Below are 15,746 nucleotides of genomic sequence, written 5' to 3'. Positions count from 1 at the left end.
ATAATAAGACCGTAAATTACATGTGGTATAATAATAGTCTATGGTTGCTCTGAATACTCCTAAAGTCGATTTTAGTTTTACTGCAAAAGATTTTAATCTTTTGGGAGTAGACAATAAATATTATGCATTAAGTGACTGTTGTGGAAAAAATGGTCTTATTATAATGTTTATATGCAATCACTGTCCTTACGTTCAGTCAATTATTAGCAATCTGGTAAGCGATGTTGATCAATTGAAAAAAGATTATCAGGTAAACACCATTGCAATAATGCCAAATGATGTAAATGAATATCCAGAAGATTCCTTTGAAAATATGATTAATTTTGCCAAGGAAAATAAGTTTATATTTCCATATTTAATTGATAGTACACAGAAAATAGCTAAAGAATACGGGGCTGTTTGCACTCCTGACTTTTTCGGCTTTAATTCCAATTTAAACCTTTGCTATCGTGGACGTTTTAACGACACAAAAAAAGAAAAGGTTCAAAGCTATGAAGTAGGAAGTAGTGACTTATTTCAAGCTATGAAATTTATTGCAGAAACTGGTAATTCTCCAATTGACCAAAAATCAAGTATTGGCTGCTCAATTAAATGGTCTAATTCTACAGGTTAAATATCATGCACAGTGGCTCTCAGCATTTGTTTGATATTATAATTTTGCTTTCTGCTGCTGTGTTTATAGTCATAGCATTTTGGAAAATGAATATTAGTCCAGTGCTTGGTTACTTCGTTGCAGGTGCAGTTATTGGTTCTCACGGATTTAATCTGATACACTCAGCTGAAGCAATGGATAATCTTGCAGAATTTGGTGTAGTTTTTCTATTATTCATTATAGGCCTTGAATTGACATTTGAACGCCTGATCGCTATGCGTATTCATGTATTTGGGTTCGGTTCTCTTCAAGTTATAGTTACCATGGTAGCAATATGGTGCATCGCTCTTGCTTTCGGAGTGAATACGAATATAGCAACAGTTATTGGTGGTGGGCTTGCGCTATCCTCAACAGCAATAGTGTTGCAGGTTCTGCAAGAAAAAGGTTCTCAAGCAAGTCAGGTTGGTAGGTTGTCGATAGCAGTGCTATTAATGCAAGATTTTGCAGTGGTACCATTAATAGTATTGGTACCTTTACTTACTGGCAATTCTGAGCACAGCCTGATAAGCTCATTGGCAGGTTCATTGGTGCAAGCAGCTATTGCATTAGTGCTGATATTTATAACTGGTAGATTATTGCTTAGACCTTTATTTTCGGTTATTGCTAAAATGGAAAGTAATGAGATCTTTATATCAACAACGCTTTTAATAGTATTAGGAGCAGCATTTATTACTGAGCAATTCCATTTATCGTTAGCATTAGGTGCATTTGTTGCTGGATTGTTAGTTGCAGAAACAGAATATAGACACTCAGTAGAACACGCAGTATTGCCATTTAAAGATTTGTTTCTTGGCTTATTTTTCATGACTGTTGGTATGTCCATCAATACCGAACTTTTACTCAATAAGTTACCACTAATTACTTTATTATCGATTATCCTTATCGTTTTAAAAACATCTATTATATATATATTGTGTAGATTTTTTGGGTTTAAGAGTGCACCTGCTATACAAGCTGGGTTACTGCTTTCACAAGGCGGTGAATTTGCGTTTATTTTGTTTCGCTTAGCAGATGAGCTAAATGTGCTACCAAGTGAAATCGCTCAAGTACTTATGATGGTAACTACAGTAACCATGGCTTTCACTCCTCTTTTATCGGGGCTTGGAGATTGGATAGCAAACTCATTTAGCACTGAGAAAACAATATTAGATGATGAAGCTGTTGAAACAGATACACAAGATCTTTATAACCATGTGATAGTTGCTGGATTTGGTAGAGTGGGATATATGGTAACAAAAATGCTTACGGCAGAGCATTTAAGTTACGTTGTTGTAGATATTCAATCGAAAATAGTCAAAGAAGGAAAAAGTGATAGTTTTCCTATATATCTTGGAGATGTTACAAGATGTGAAATTTTAAAATCGGTAGGAATAGAAAGAGCTCAAGCTCTCGTTATTTCAATGAAGAATGAAGTTACTATAAAAAAAGTTGTTTCTTTAGTTGCAGCAAATTTTCCGCATGTAAATATTGTAATACGCTTACCAGATCTGAGTAATGTGGAGGTTTATAGAGATCTAGGAGCTAGTAAAATTATTCCTGAAACATCTGAGATAGGATTGCAGCTAGGTGGAGCTGCACTGAGCCTTAGTGGTATTAGCGAAAGTGGAGTTACGTCTTTAAAAAGTAGATTCAGAAAAGGCAATTACAGTATGTTAAAAGACCTTGGTAGTGATAAAGATGAATAACTACTTCTCTAATTTTATGTACAGAAAGCTTCAAGCTTTATTGAGGTTTTGCCTATAGTAAATTACGCACATAATCAACCAAATTAAGGAAAGTGCAAACCAAGTGATTGCATATTCCAAATGCTTCATTGGCTGTATAGCTACTTTGCTGACAAAATTGTTCGGCCACAATACACACTTCTCTAGCTTAATACCTAACTCATTGGAAATTTCTTCTGTACTCAGGGTAAACCATGTATTCGAAGCAGTATCGTTCTTGATAAACCAATTTTTACTTTTATTGCTATCGCAATATAAAATTCCATCTGCAACTACTTTTTCAATTTTTACTTTTTTCTCCTTTTTTTCTCCGACTATTCCTTTATTCACCAACATGTAACGTCCAGTGGTGAGCAACATAGGAGACAGCACGTGATAGCCGTGTTGCCCTGCAAAAACATATAGTTCTATGTCACTTAGAATCCCATCAATCTTGACATGCCTATAGTTAAATTTTTCAAGGTCGTTATTGGGCAACAGATGAACAACAGGAAGACTCATATTTTTGATAATATTATTCTTCCAGTTCAATCTGAATACTTGCCATAATCCTAATAAAAAAAGGAGCAAGCAAGGTACAATTAAAATAAATACTATTTTTTTTAACACTCTATATTTGTGTTCTTAAATAGTTTTCAACACCCATTAGTTCAATAAGGTCAATCTGTTTTTCAATCCAATGGAAGTGCTCTTCTTCATTTTTTAACATCTCTTCTAATAACATTACACTAACAAAATCTTTTTCTTTCTCAGCGATAGAAATCGTTTCTTTGATATCCTTAATACCTTTTCCCTCTAATTTCAAATTAGCTTCTAAGATTTTCCGTATTGTGTCTTTTGTAAACTTTCCATCATGCTTTGATATTTCGTTTGTATCCTGAAAATTTGGAACTCCTTTGAATAACAAAATTCTTTCTGCCAACTTGTTTGCATGTTCAAGTTCTTCGTTAAGCTCATTTTTTACCTTTTCTGCAAATCTATTAATTCCATTGTTTTTGAGAATCGCAAAATGCAAAAGATACTGGCGTACAGAAGTTAGCTCATTGGTCAATAATTTGTTCAAATGTTTTACTATCTCTTCATTCATAATCTTCCCTTAGTTCAATTCATCAGCATAATTTATATGATAACGATAGTTATAGCAACTCATTTAATATTTCCTTTGATAACAACCGTATTAAATAGCATGTCGTGGTATGTCTGTTTTTTCTTAGAGAAGCAAGCAACTAGATACCAGCAAAGAGTGAGCAGCACCGTTAATATAGTGAGTAGCACTATTAATATATCGAAAGCGTTTATTAACACGTCCTGTTCTTGGAAAAGCTCGATGAGGATAACTATTATGTTATATAATAGAGAAAGAAAAAACTGAGAAATGCTTCTATCAAATGCTAAACTCAAATCTATTTTAGAACCGTCCAAGCTTATGGTATGTATGTTCATTAATTGCTGACCAGGAGTTGCTTGGGCTTTTGAAGATATAAAATATGTGAAGTAACTGCAATCTATACACATAGATGAAATTAACGGAAAATTCTTTAACAATAGTCTGATTAATAAGTTTGGAATTAATAAAATTGCTCTATCTATCAAATATGCGCAAAAGCGTCTTATTATACTGGCAATCTCTGTAACAGTGGTCATTACCTATCTTCTAAATACTTTATTATAAAATCTGTAAGTTTATCAAAATGTTGAAAACATAACAAATCTTCATAACCGCTTATTGATTGACCGTATATAATAGGTAAACAATTGGCATTTTGTGCACACAGAACATCTGTGATGCTATCACCAACGAAAAACACATTTTCTCTATTTATAGGCAACGTACTCTCTTCTAGTGCAAATAGCAGTGGGGTTGCAGATGGTTTATCTTCTGCAGTATCGCATGACCCAACCACTCTTTCAAAGTAGGAATCTAGTTTAAAATAGGCAACTTCTTTACGTAAATTAGTATTTTTCTTATTACTTACTATTGCTAGATAAATATTGTGGCTTTTCAGTGTCTGCAACATTTTCTCTACTCCTTGATTCAAAGCAATGTTTTGCAATAGTGCATCATCTAAATATTGTTGATATATCTGATTCGCTTTTTTCCACTGATCGCCAAATAAATTGACCATATAGCTCTTTCTCGACTCATGGGAATTTCTATCAGCAGCTTTATTACTATACCCCATTGAGTTTATGGTATGCTTAATAGCATTAAAAATATTATCTTGAGTGTCAACTAAGGTATTATCCCAATCGAATACTACTGCTAATGAGCTATCTTTCATCTCTTATATAATTATACATTTTAACTTAATAAGTAAATAGCATTTTAATGAAAAAGATATAAATAGGACGCCCTTGATAAACACTTTTTACCACAAGTTATGTTAACTGTTTTTTATATAATTAGCTAATATACTGATTATATGATATGTTTTAATAGGTAACAGGTATGGCCCAGACATCTAAAGAAAGTGTTGAAAAAAAGTTTAAAGATGTTTTTGAACGTTCTCCAGGTGCTTTTCCAGAAGGTACCTCATTAGAAAAGAAGGTTAATTATATCGCAAAAGGAACAGAGGCTCTAAAAGCTGTGAAAAGTAAGGAGCTTGAGAACAAAATGAAAAACGTTGCAGAATTGAGTCAGAAATTTGAAAGTCAAAAAGGACGTGCAGATGAAAAAGTACGTCAAGATTTTGAAAGAATTGCTGAGCTTGACCAACAATATAAAGGGAAGGGCATCTTCACAAGTGAAAAAGTTGCAGAGCCAAAAAGTGACAAAAAACTCCAAGACACTCCGAGAAAAACTACAACAGCAGTTAAAGACCTTGAACATAATACACAAAAAAAGACTACTGAAGCTTCTGTGCAAACAGCATCAGAGCACGATTCACAAACCGTTAATCCCTCAGTAAGCAAGAGTTCTGTAAAAGAGAAGCTCAACACTGAGCCGGACAAAAAAGATAACACGCCTCAACCACAAGAAAATCAAAAAGAAGAAGGGTTTTTGAGTCTTCTGAAGCGCTTTGTTAAGAAAATATTAGAAAAATTTTTAGGTGAAGGTGAAAAGGATGTAGAGAATGCTCGTGGCATGAAAGAAGATGCTCAAAGAGATACGTCAAATAACGAAGAGCAACAAAAGAGTAAGCAGCTTGATGAAATTTTAAAGGACAAAAGTGTAAGCGAGGGTTTGAAGCAGGCAACAAAGCTTGAAAACCCGGCAATAACGCCTGTTAATACTCCTAAAGTGAATGAAGTAAACACGGGTCGTGAAAGGTGATCCGCTTTCAAGCTTCATTATACCGCCACGAACCGTCATACCGCCGCGGTATCTCATCCGCTAACAAGTAGCGGGATGACGATTGTCAGGGTGTCATCCCAGTGTCCCTATGATGTTATCCCAGTGCCCTGACTACTTGGATCTAGCAAGCTTTGCTTGCAAATAAGTCTAATACGCGTCGCGTTTTATGCCAAAACACAATTGGAGTTACATGCAAAATAGATCCCAGTGTCAGCTACTCGGATGACAAAAAAAGGAGCACTGGGATGACACCATTTGTTGTATTTAACAAAGTTCGTACTTAGCTTCATGTTAGCTATAAACATTAAGAAATTTACCAAACGAAAAAAAGGCAAAAGAAGCCCCAGCTAATATCTATTTTAGAACATTGGCGTTTTTTAAGTCTTAAACACTGCAATTTAGCTGCTTTTAAATGCAACTCACCTTAGTTTAAATGTTTAAGAAATTTACTAAGCAGAAAAAAAGGCAAAAGAAACCCCGTGTTAGCTAGTTGTCACTCCCTAATCCTGCAAATTGGCGTACTATACTGTCTTAAACGACTTATAAGCGCGTTTCAGCTTGTGTAGGTAAAAACCTAGAAATATTGTGAAGACATAGGGTACACATAGTGCAAAAAATTAAAAATAAGACGCCAACTACGTTGTTTTCTTGCTGTTTAATCTGCACAGATGAAGATAACTGAATACCTTCAGTTTCATGATAAGGGGGCTGGCGGAGTTTGTCAAGGAAGTTTTTTCGTTTCTAACGGTTGTTGCCAAAAACTATGCAAGAAGTCTATTGACAGGTGATTAAATTATAATGTAGCCTATCGCCGTATATCCGGGGGTGGGTTGTTGTGAGGCTTTTTCACTTTTTATTCTTGTTAATGTGTTTTTCTCTGTATTAGATGTATGGTCCCAGAGAGTGATGGTATACTATCATCATCATTTAAGGAGTCATTATGGGACAGATATTACATGGGTGCGCCAAAACAACACAGACGATTCGTAGAGCAATACAAAATAGAAAAGAGAGCATAGCAAAACTCTCCAAGCATTATAACCTTAATCCAAAAACTATTATTAAGTGGAGAAAACGTTCATTTACGAAAGATGCTGATATGGGTCGAAAGCATCCAAGATCAACTGTTTTAACGCTAGAAGAGGAAGCTATAATAGTTACATTTCGCAAGTATACACTACTGCCACTAGATGATTGCCTTTACGCTCTGCAGTCTACAATTCCGCATTTGACTCGCTCTAGCTTGCATCGTTGTTTACAAAGACACAACATTAGCAGATTACCAACTGTTGATGGAGAAGTTAAGTCAAAAAAGAAATTCAAACAATATCCTATCGGTTACTTTCATATTGATATTGCTGAAGTTAGAACTGAGGAGGGCAAATTACATTTGTTTGTTGCTATTGATAGGACATCCAAATTTACCTATGTTGAGTTGTGTAACAGTGCTACAAAACCCATAGCTGCTGAGTTCTTACGTAATTTGATTAGAATTTTACCGTATAAAATCCATACTATTTTGACAGATAACGGTATACAATTTACAAACCAGAAGCGTCATAAGTATGCTTTCCAACATATATTTGATAGAGTTTGCGAAGAGAATGTTATTGAACATCGTTTGACAAAAGTTAGCCATCCTTGGACGAATGGGCAAGTCGAGCGTATGAATAAAACTTTAAAGGATGCTACAGTTAAGAAGTATTACTATCAATCGCACCAGCAACTTAAAGAACACCTTTATAACTTTGTTATGGCTTATAATTATGCAAAGAGACTCAAAACTCTTAAGGGTCTTACTCCTTATGAATTTATATGTTATCAGTGGACACAGTCTCCAGAATTATTTATACTAAATCCACACCATCACACTCTGGGACCATACAATGAGAAAAAAGTATCCAACAGATCTAAGCGAAAGGGAATGGGCAAGAATAGAAAAACACTTCAGAGTATCATACAAGAAAGGAGGAAGGCCGCCAAAGTATAGCAAAAAAGAAATATTAGAAGCAATTTTCTATGTATTGCGTACAGGGTGTCAATGGCGGTATTTACCAAATGATTTTCCGCTATGGAAGACTGTGTATGAGCAGTTCAGGCAATGGAAGAAGCAGGGAATTTTTGAGAAAATGAATTATGAAATTACAAAATATAGTAGAAGAAAAATAGGAATGAATGAGCAGCCGAGTGCCTGTATAGTAGATAGTCAATCTGTAAAGACTACAGAAAAGGGGGGATCAAAGGCTATGATGGAAGTAAAAAAGTAAAGGGTAGAAAAAGGCATATAATTACAGACACTCAGGGTTTTATACTAGGTTGTTACGTAGGCGCTGCTAACGAAAATGATAGAGATGGTATTAAAATAGCATTAAACAATATGAGAACAAAATATACTAAAGTTAAAAAAATGTGGGCTGAAATGGGATACCAAGGAAGAAATTTAAAGAATCACATAAAGGAAGAATATGACATAGATATTGAAATTGTTAAAAGGCCTCCATGTAGATTTTGGGTGCACAAAGATACTCCACCTGAGCTACTACCAACAAGAGAACAAGGGTTTAAAGTACAGCCAAGAAGATGGGTTGTAGAAAGGACTTTTGCTTGGGTTAATAGGAATAGAAGGCTATCGAAGGAGTATGATTTACTCACAACATCCACTGAGAATTTCATATACCTAGCTATGAGTAGGGTTATGTTAAAGAGGGAATATGCTTGAATTTACTAGTTTCCGGACAACCTCTTACAATTACGTTGTACAGTTCTCCTTCTATTTCGTTATACACTTTATAAGCCTCACAATAAAAATTGAATATAAAAATTATTACTAATGTGGTATAATTATTATGAAAAAGCGTGCTATGCTTTAACAATAAGCTAGTATATAAATATGGGGCTGTAAATCAAAAATTTTAGCAATCTAAAGAAATTTTACTATTACCTTCTATATTGAATTCTCTACGAAGATCAGCAGACAAGTTTATGCTTTCCCAAGAAAATCCACCGTCACTTTCTGACTCTTTACCAAAATGTCCATAACAGGCTGTACGTTTATATATAGGATGATTAAGCGATAAATGCTTGATTATGCCTTTTGTTGATAAATCTATATTATTCTCGATAAACTTTTTAATTACTCTTTCCTCTACCTTATTCGCACCAAATGTATCAATATAGAATGAAGTAGGTTTTGATACACCAATTGCATAAGAAAGCTGCACAAGACAACGTTCAGCCAAACCTGCAAAGACAATATTTTTAGCAAGATATCTTGCCATATAAGCCGCAGATCTATCAACTTTGGTTGCATCTTTTCCGGAAAACGCTCCTCCACCGTGTGGAATATAACCTCCATAAGTATCAACCATAATTTTTCGTCCGGTTAATCCACAATCACTAACCGGTCCACCAATAACAAATCTACCAGTTGGATTGACTAAGAGATTTTCCTCAGGACACATCCATCCTTCAGGTAAAGATGAAACTATGTAAGGGTAAATTATTTCTTTTACTTTTGATTGATCCAAATCCTCAGGGTGCTGTATTGAGACAATAATACTTTCAGCACGTACCGGGAGGTTATTCTCATATGCCAAAGTGATTTGTGACTTTGCATCTGGACCAAGTTTTGCTTCTTTAACTGCGCTCATGATATTTTTCAGAATCGAGTGTGCATAAAAAATGGGTGCCGGCATAAGGTTTTCTGTCTCTGTTGTTGCATAGCCATACATTATGCCCTGATCTCCAGCACCTTGATCCAACCCTATTGCAATGTCATTTGATTGCTCATGCAGCAATATATTTACTTTCACTTTTCTCCAGTGGAACCCATCGTGCTTGTAACCAATATCTTTTATTGTATTCCGTACAATACTTTCAATCCTGCTATTTTTGATGTTAGGCCCAAACACTTCCCCAGCTATAATAACGTTATCTTTGGTGACTAAAGTCTCTATTGCAGCTCGCGCAAAAGGATCAGTAAAAAGGTACTCATCAAGTATTGCATCTGAAATTTGATCTGCTACTTTATCTGGATGACCAGCCGCCACTGATTCACTGGTTACTAAATTTTTATATAAACTCATGTTTTTGCTTATACAATATCAAAACCGCTATAGAAAACACAGTTAGTAACTACTAAATGGTGGGTCTGGGAAGAGTTGAACCTCCGACCTCACGCTTATCAGGCGTGCGCTCTAACCACCTGAGCTACAGACCCATGATTTATTCAAGCTGAAGCTTTCATATTATCTGTAGGCACGATATCAATAAAAGTCTTTTTATTTGCTGATCTTCTAAAGCTGACCCAGCCTTCTATTTTAGCAAAAATCGTATGATCTTTACCTATACCAACATTCTTCCCAGGATGGAATTTTGTGCCTCTTTGGCGCACAATTATGTTACCAGGAATAACCTTCCCATTCTTCTTTATTCCTAACCTACGACCCGCTGAATCTCTACCATTACAGGAACTACCACCTGATTTTTTAGTTGCCATATCTTACCTCTTACTTTTGAAGACTAATTTCATTTATACGAAGAACAGTTATATACTGCCTATGACCAGTTTTCCTACGGTAATTTTTTCTTCTTTTCTTCTTAAAGATTATAATTTTTTCCCCCCTGCACTGCTCCAACACTTCAGCTTTAACAGTAGCATTAGATGAATAAGATAAGCCATTATTTGAAATACAAATCACCTTATTGATTTCCACCTCTTTTTTTTCTTCAGCTTCTAACTTCTCTACCTTTATTATACTACCTTCTTTTACTAAATATTGCTTTCCACCAGTCTCAATTACTGCAAACATGATAAATATAAATTATTGTTATTAACTTTAATCGTAAACGATGTCATATACGCTGTCAATATAAATAAAAAGCATGACTTAACGTTCTTTTTGAGCTACTAAAATACTTCTATCTGTTTTCATCTTTTATCTACCTTTTCTCAGACAGTAGACTTCTTGCATAACCTAAGCAGAAAAAAGGCAAATAGTTATTATAGCTCTAAGTTTACCGACACCGTCATGCAAGTAGCCCCTTCTCCTGTCATCCGAGTAGCTTGACACTGGTTCCTTTATGACGATGTCATCCAAGTGTCAGCTACTCGGATGACAAAAAAAGGAGCACTAGGATGACATCATCCTTTTTTGGGATTCCAGTGTCACGTACTGGGATGACAGCAGTCCTACGTCATACCGCCGCGAACCGTCATACCGCGATTCATTCGCGGTATCTCAGCAATAGATCCCGCTAACAAGCAGCGGGATGACGATTGTCGTTTAGCCATAAACATTAAGGAATTTACCAAATGAAAAAAAAGGCAAAAGAAACCCTAGTCATTGTCTATTTTCAGTATTGGCGTTTTTTAAGTCTTAAACACTGCAATTTAGCTGCTTTTAATTGCAACTAACCTACGCTGCAAATGTTTAAGAAATTTACTAAGCAGAAAAAAAGACAAAGGACCCCCGAGTTAGCTAGTCTTTTACTATCTCTGTCGAGTATTGGCATTTTTTGATGTCTTGTAACGCTTTATAAGCGCGTTCAGCTTATTTAGATAAAAATCTAGATGTAGATGAAGTTTTGTAAAGATATACAGTATCTATATACTGCAAAAAATTAAACATAAGACGCCGATACATTAAGTAATCCTTACCTTTTAATCTGCAGATTGGCGAAAGCAAATACAATAGCTTCACTGTTATGATAAGGGGGCTGGCGGAGTTTGTCAAGGAAGTTTTTTTGTTTCTATTCCCAATAAAAGTTTGTTATATGGTTATGCAAGAAGTCTAATATTAAAAATGACACAACAACATAATTAAATTAGACTACTTTATTCTCTTAGTTACTTGCTTTTCTCTTGCTATTGCAAGGCTTTTTTCTGGTACATCCTCAACTATAACACTACCTGCTGCAATTACAGATTCATCATGAATATTAAGCGGCGCAATTAGTGAGCTATTGGCGCCAACAAAGCAATTGCTCCCTATATTCGTTTCATGTTTATTTTTCCCATCATAATTACAAACAATAGTGCCTGCTCCTATATTACTCTCCTGCCCTACTTTAGCATTTCCTATATAACTTAAGTGTTTTATTCTAGTGTTTTGACCAACTTCACTTGTTTTCACTTCCACAAAATTTCCTATTTTTGCCTTATTACCAATTGTTGTGTTTCCGCGTATTCTGGTAAATGGACCGACCTCAGCATTACTTTTAATTAAGCAGTTTTCTAAATGCGAAAATGGCAGTATTTTCGCACCAGACTCTATTTTCACTCCAGTACCGAAAAAAACATATGGGTAAATAACTGAATCTCTGGCAATTTGCGTATCAAGAGAAAAGAAAACAGTCTCTGGTGCAACAAGCGTTACTCCGGAGTCGGTAAAAATTTTTCTTTTATTTTCTTGAAAGTAAAACTCAGCTTTTATAAGGTCATTTCTGTTATTTATTCCCGTTGCTTCTTCTCCACCGGTAATAACGTAACCGACATTTAAATTACTCTTCACTGCAATGGAAACTATATCGGTCAAATAATATTCATGAGTTGAGCTATTGCACTCTATTTTCTCCACCAATTCACGTAAATTCTTTGCATATGCAACCATTATTCCAGCATTGGCAAGAAACTCTTCATGATTATTTTTATCACTCTTTGCTTCTACGATTTCTCTTAAGGAACCATTCTCAATGATTAACCTACCATATTCTTTATTGCTTGCCCTAAAACCTAGGCAAACTAGAGCCTTGCCTTCTAAATAACTAATCATTTTAGTTATTGTGCTGCTTTTTATGAGCGGAGTATCCCCATACTGCACAACAACTATGCTTGAATCTGGCAATTCTCTTAGGTTTCTCATCGCAGTTTTGACCGCATCTCCCGTGCCAAGTGTTAATTCTTGTGTAATTAACTGTATATCCTTAAAACACTTTAGTCTTTCAATTAAAGGCTGATCAACTACAACAGCAATATTTTCAGGATTTAACTGTTTTGCATTGTAAATGACATGCTGGAGCATGGAAAAACTGCCTATTTTGTGTAGGACCTTAGGCAAATCTGAATTCATCCGCCTGCCATGCCCTGCAGCAAGTATAACGAACGTATGAGTTTTACTTATCACTTATCTTAAAGATGAAAAATGAAAACCGTAATGATCAAGCCAGCTGATTTTGTTGTCATAAAAGCTCCTCAAGTCGCTAATTTGATATTTTAGCATTGCAAGCCTTTCTATACCAATGCCAAACGCAAAACCGTTGTATTTAGTATGGTCTATTCCAACATTTTGAAATACATTTGGATGCGTCATACCGCATCCCAGTACTTCTATCCATTTACTACCTTTATAACTTATGTCCACTTCCGCAGAAGGCTCGGTAAAAGGGAAAAAACTATTACGAAAACGTATCTTCAGCCCTTTATCGCCAAAGAACTTATTAAGGAAGTGATGAATAGTAAATTTTAACTGGCCCATATTGACATTCTCATCGACATATAACCCCTCTATTTGATGGAACATAGGGGTGTGAGTTGCATCAAAGTCGTTTCTGTATACTCTACCTGCGGCTACTATTTTAATTGGGAATTTTTTTGTTTTTTCCATGGTTCTAATCTGTACAGATGAGGTGTGAGTGCGCAGTACCATTCTTTTATCATCTATTTTATTCTTTAAGTAGAAGGTATCTTGCTCCTCTCGTGCAGGATGATGACTTGGAGTATTCAGTGCATCAAATACATGAAATTCATCTTCAATGTCAGGGCCATCAACTGCCTTAAAACCCATATGTGCAAAAATAAGCTTTACTTCATTTAGAACCTTACTGAGTGGATGGACCTTGCCAATTTTTTCTGGCCTCGCAGGCAACGTGATATCAACTGCCTCGTTCTGCAATTTAAAGTTAACTTCTTCGGCTTTTAGTATATTCTCCTTATTCATTATAAGCTGATCTAGCTTATTACGTAAAACGTTGATAACTTCGCCTAAATTGCGCTTTTTTCCTGCGTCTTCTATCTCTTTTAAGTTGTCAAAATAAGCTTTAATTACACCCTTTTTTCCCAAATATGATAGCCTAACTTTTTCTAAATCTTGTAAAGAAGAAGCATTCTCAATTTCGGAAACTGCTTTATCTTCAAGTGAAAGTATGTCATCTAATAACTCTTTATTCATCTTAAAAACGCTGGCTTAAACTTTCATTATAGTGAAATTTTAAATATCATCAACAATCCGAAAAATTGCCCTATTCTGATTATTAATTTATTGACTGATTAATCTTTTTTATTTACCTTTGCGTTGATGAATTTGCTGTATCAACTATGCACAACAGTAATACTGAAACTAAGAATAAGTATAAAATAGAGGATTTACCTAAGCTCTTTAAGGAAAAATCCAGAAACATAAGTAAAGCATTTTCTAGCGAAACAATTAAGATCAGTACTATTCGCTCGAGAAGTATTGAAAGTAATATACAAGAATTTTCATTTGAGCTAACAGCAACAGATAAAGACACCTTTAATATAAGATTATTTCGAATAAACTCTTTAATTAATTTTTTCAAAATCTGCCTTTCCCGGGAAAAAAATTTTACAGCCAACATAAAAGTGCCCAAAGAAAGCAGTGAACTATATAATAACTACTGTAAAACTAACAGTTATAAAACTGTAGAAGAATTCGTAAATAGTGCTCCGCCTCAAATCCTTCTGCAGGGCACAACGATAACGCTACAAACAGACGTTGAAAACATTAACCTGGACAACTTGTACCAAATCGAGTTATTTCTAAATGAAAAGCTACAACATGCAGAAAAAACTGAAAATGAAGACAAAAAAGAACAGAGTGAAACTAACCAAAAAAATGCACAAAATAAACAAATCGTACCAGTTACAGGCTCATTTGGCTTAGATGTAACAAATAATGGAAAACAAGTTACACGTGTTTCGATAGTAGTTGCTGCAATGCATGAAAACGTTTTCTGGTTTAGATCTTTTTTCTGTCTACCCAATTTTTTTAATACGTCACAATTCTTTTCCCAACAATTGCCAAAATTTTCTATACAGAGCAACAATATACCATTTGGTGTTATTCCAGCGTTTGACCAGGAAAAAAGAAACATGGATCCAAGTAGTCAAGCTACTCGGATGACAGGGGGTAGTATAGAAAATCCAATACCTCAAGAAGCAGAACAGAATGTAGGTCAAACTACTTCGCACACAGAGTATTTTAAGGCTAACAGAAAAAAGAAGTCAAAAAAGCAGACCAAAGAACTATCAGAGAAAGAAAAACCATTAGCCATAAAACAAGCACAAAATGATGCTAGAGTAGCTATGATAGATAACCAAATTGAGCACAGGGGGAAAAAACTCGATAAAATATTTATTGAAGTGATGAGTGGATACAAAAATCAAGATCCAGAAACATTTTGCAATATTTTCAGCTCAGTATTCAATATTGTTTACTTTCAAGATAAACAATTACATGCAATATTAGAGCCAGGCGAGATATCAGAAGTATTACAGATACTCGAAAGGCCACAACCTCTTAGTAACTCACTTTTAGGTAAAGAATATTTACAAAAACAAGTATATAGAAAAAAAGAGCAATTGCTTAAATTAGTTTCAGGTGTTTATATACAACAACCTTCTCCACAACATGAAAATACTCCTCATAAATCTACAAACCCTTACCAATTAAAGATCTTTCACCAGCAACAAATGAAGCTAAAACTCTACCACCTACTAACATTACACTCAAATCATCATTAAAAACTGTATTTTCCTCAAAAAAGGCTTATTTTTGTCTATTTATAATAGTAGCATCTGCATCAACACTTTGCTTATGGCATTTTCCGTTAGGAAAAGTGTCAATGTTAAAAGGATTAGTGCCACCAGAAAAAAGAGAAAGTATTGGGCTAGCATTGAACATAGGGTTACCAATATTAACTGCATTATGTGTTCTGAGTTTGGCTTATTTCATATATTCTGAATATTCTATAGAATCTATTGAACAAGTAAGTGAAAACGATCCCCTTTCTCGCGCCTATAGCTAGTGAAGGCTCAGTTTTCCTACGTCATACCGTC

Annotated in this window: 14 protein-coding genes, 1 tRNA gene and 1 pseudogene; 6 read left to right on the top strand and 10 right to left on the bottom strand. The window is 35.0% G+C overall.

Features of this window, described 5'->3' with window-relative positions:
• Positions 1-40 precede the first annotated feature (40 nt).
• Both ABWU67_RS05445 and ABWU67_RS05440 read left to right on the top strand, forming a co-directional pair.
• Positions 41-613 carry a thioredoxin family protein gene (locus ABWU67_RS05445; protein WP_010081997.1) on the top strand — a complete coding sequence of 191 codons (573 nt, stop codon included), beginning with the start codon at positions 41-43 and terminating at the stop codon, positions 611-613.
• A 5-nt stretch (positions 614-618) separates the two neighbouring features.
• On the top strand, positions 619-2,337 hold the full coding sequence (locus ABWU67_RS05440; RefSeq protein ID WP_353281866.1) for a monovalent cation:proton antiporter-2 (CPA2) family protein: 1,719 nt from the start codon (positions 619-621) through the stop codon (positions 2,335-2,337).
• A gap of 30 nt (positions 2,338-2,367) precedes the next feature.
• Here ABWU67_RS05440 and ABWU67_RS05435 read toward each other — a convergent pair whose 3' ends face one another.
• Genes ABWU67_RS05435 through ABWU67_RS05420 form a run of 4 tightly spaced genes read right to left on the bottom strand, consistent with a single transcriptional unit; the run spans position 2,368 to position 4,658 of the window.
• On the bottom strand, positions 2,368-2,985 hold the full coding sequence (locus ABWU67_RS05435; RefSeq protein WP_353281864.1) for an SURF1 family protein: 618 nt from the start codon (positions 2,983-2,985) through the stop codon (positions 2,368-2,370).
• 1 nt (position 2,986) lies between these two features.
• Entirely contained in the window at positions 2,987-3,463 is a 477-nt protein-coding gene (gene bfr / locus ABWU67_RS05430; RefSeq protein WP_010081932.1) for a bacterioferritin, read from the bottom strand.
• A 59-nt stretch (positions 3,464-3,522) separates the two neighbouring features.
• A complete protein-coding gene (locus ABWU67_RS05425) occupies positions 3,523-4,020 on the bottom strand; it encodes an RDD family protein (RefSeq protein ID WP_010081931.1) in 498 nt (165 codons plus the stop codon).
• On the bottom strand, positions 4,020-4,658 hold the full coding sequence (locus ABWU67_RS05420; protein WP_010081930.1) for an HAD family hydrolase: 639 nt from the start codon (positions 4,656-4,658) through the stop codon (positions 4,020-4,022). The genes ABWU67_RS05425 and ABWU67_RS05420 overlap by 1 nt, the downstream gene beginning before the upstream one ends.
• Before the next feature lie 167 nt (positions 4,659-4,825).
• On the opposite strand from ABWU67_RS05420, the gene ABWU67_RS05415 reads away from it, so the two are divergent.
• From ABWU67_RS05415 to ABWU67_RS05405, 3 genes are all read left to right on the top strand, one after another.
• Positions 4,826-5,650, top strand: a complete 825-nt coding sequence (locus ABWU67_RS05415) for a hypothetical protein (RefSeq protein ID WP_022626161.1) — start codon at positions 4,826-4,828, stop codon at positions 5,648-5,650.
• Positions 5,651-6,611: 961 nt separating this feature from the next.
• A complete protein-coding gene (locus tag ABWU67_RS05410; protein ID WP_410541763.1) occupies positions 6,612-7,661 on the top strand; it encodes an IS481 family transposase in 1,050 nt (349 codons plus the stop codon).
• Positions 7,558-8,390, top strand: a protein-coding gene (locus ABWU67_RS05405; RefSeq protein ID WP_353281801.1) for an IS5-like element ISWpi1 family transposase whose coding sequence is annotated in 2 segments (ribosomal slippage) — positions 7,558-7,927 and positions 7,927-8,390 — 834 coding nt in all. Because the reading frame shifts where the segments join, the coding sequence is not laid out codon by codon here. The genes ABWU67_RS05410 and ABWU67_RS05405 overlap by 104 nt, the downstream gene beginning before the upstream one ends.
• 193 nt (positions 8,391-8,583) lie before the next feature.
• Here ABWU67_RS05405 and metK read toward each other — a convergent pair.
• The 6 genes from metK to pheS form a co-directional block, all read right to left on the bottom strand.
• Complete coding sequence (gene metK, locus ABWU67_RS05400; RefSeq protein WP_182282475.1) at positions 8,584-9,756, bottom strand: methionine adenosyltransferase; 1,173 nt, start codon at positions 9,754-9,756, stop codon at positions 8,584-8,586.
• A 57-nt stretch (positions 9,757-9,813) separates the two neighbouring features.
• Positions 9,814-9,890: transfer RNA gene (locus ABWU67_RS05395), tRNA-Ile, on the bottom strand.
• 9 nt (positions 9,891-9,899) lie between these two features.
• A complete protein-coding gene (gene rpmA, locus ABWU67_RS05390) occupies positions 9,900-10,169 on the bottom strand; it encodes a 50S ribosomal protein L27 (RefSeq protein ID WP_006279564.1) in 270 nt (89 codons plus the stop codon).
• 10 nt (positions 10,170-10,179) lie between these two features.
• Positions 10,180-10,482: a 50S ribosomal protein L21 gene (gene rplU, locus ABWU67_RS05385; RefSeq protein ID WP_006279565.1), complete on the bottom strand. Its 303-nt coding sequence runs from the start codon at positions 10,480-10,482 to the stop codon at positions 10,180-10,182.
• A 1,020-nt stretch (positions 10,483-11,502) separates the two neighbouring features.
• Positions 11,503-12,795, bottom strand: coding sequence for a bifunctional UDP-N-acetylglucosamine diphosphorylase/glucosamine-1-phosphate N-acetyltransferase GlmU (gene glmU, locus ABWU67_RS05380; protein ID WP_264705776.1), 1,293 nt, complete (start codon positions 12,793-12,795; stop codon positions 11,503-11,505).
• A complete protein-coding gene (gene pheS, locus ABWU67_RS05375; protein WP_209472684.1) occupies positions 12,796-13,839 on the bottom strand; it encodes a phenylalanine--tRNA ligase subunit alpha in 1,044 nt (347 codons plus the stop codon).
• Between the two features lie 146 nt (positions 13,840-13,985).
• On the opposite strand from pheS, the pseudogene ABWU67_RS05370 reads away from it, so the two are divergent.
• Positions 13,986-15,715 (top strand): annotated as a pseudogene (locus ABWU67_RS05370) (hypothetical protein).
• Positions 15,716-15,746 lie beyond the last annotated feature (31 nt).

It is taken from the genome of Wolbachia endosymbiont (group A) of Aleiodes leptofemur (assembly GCF_964028465.1).
In the GTDB taxonomy this organism is placed as follows: Bacteria; Pseudomonadota; Alphaproteobacteria; order Rickettsiales; family Anaplasmataceae; genus Wolbachia; species Wolbachia pipientis.
This window is presented reverse-complemented; position numbering and strand designations above follow the sequence as displayed.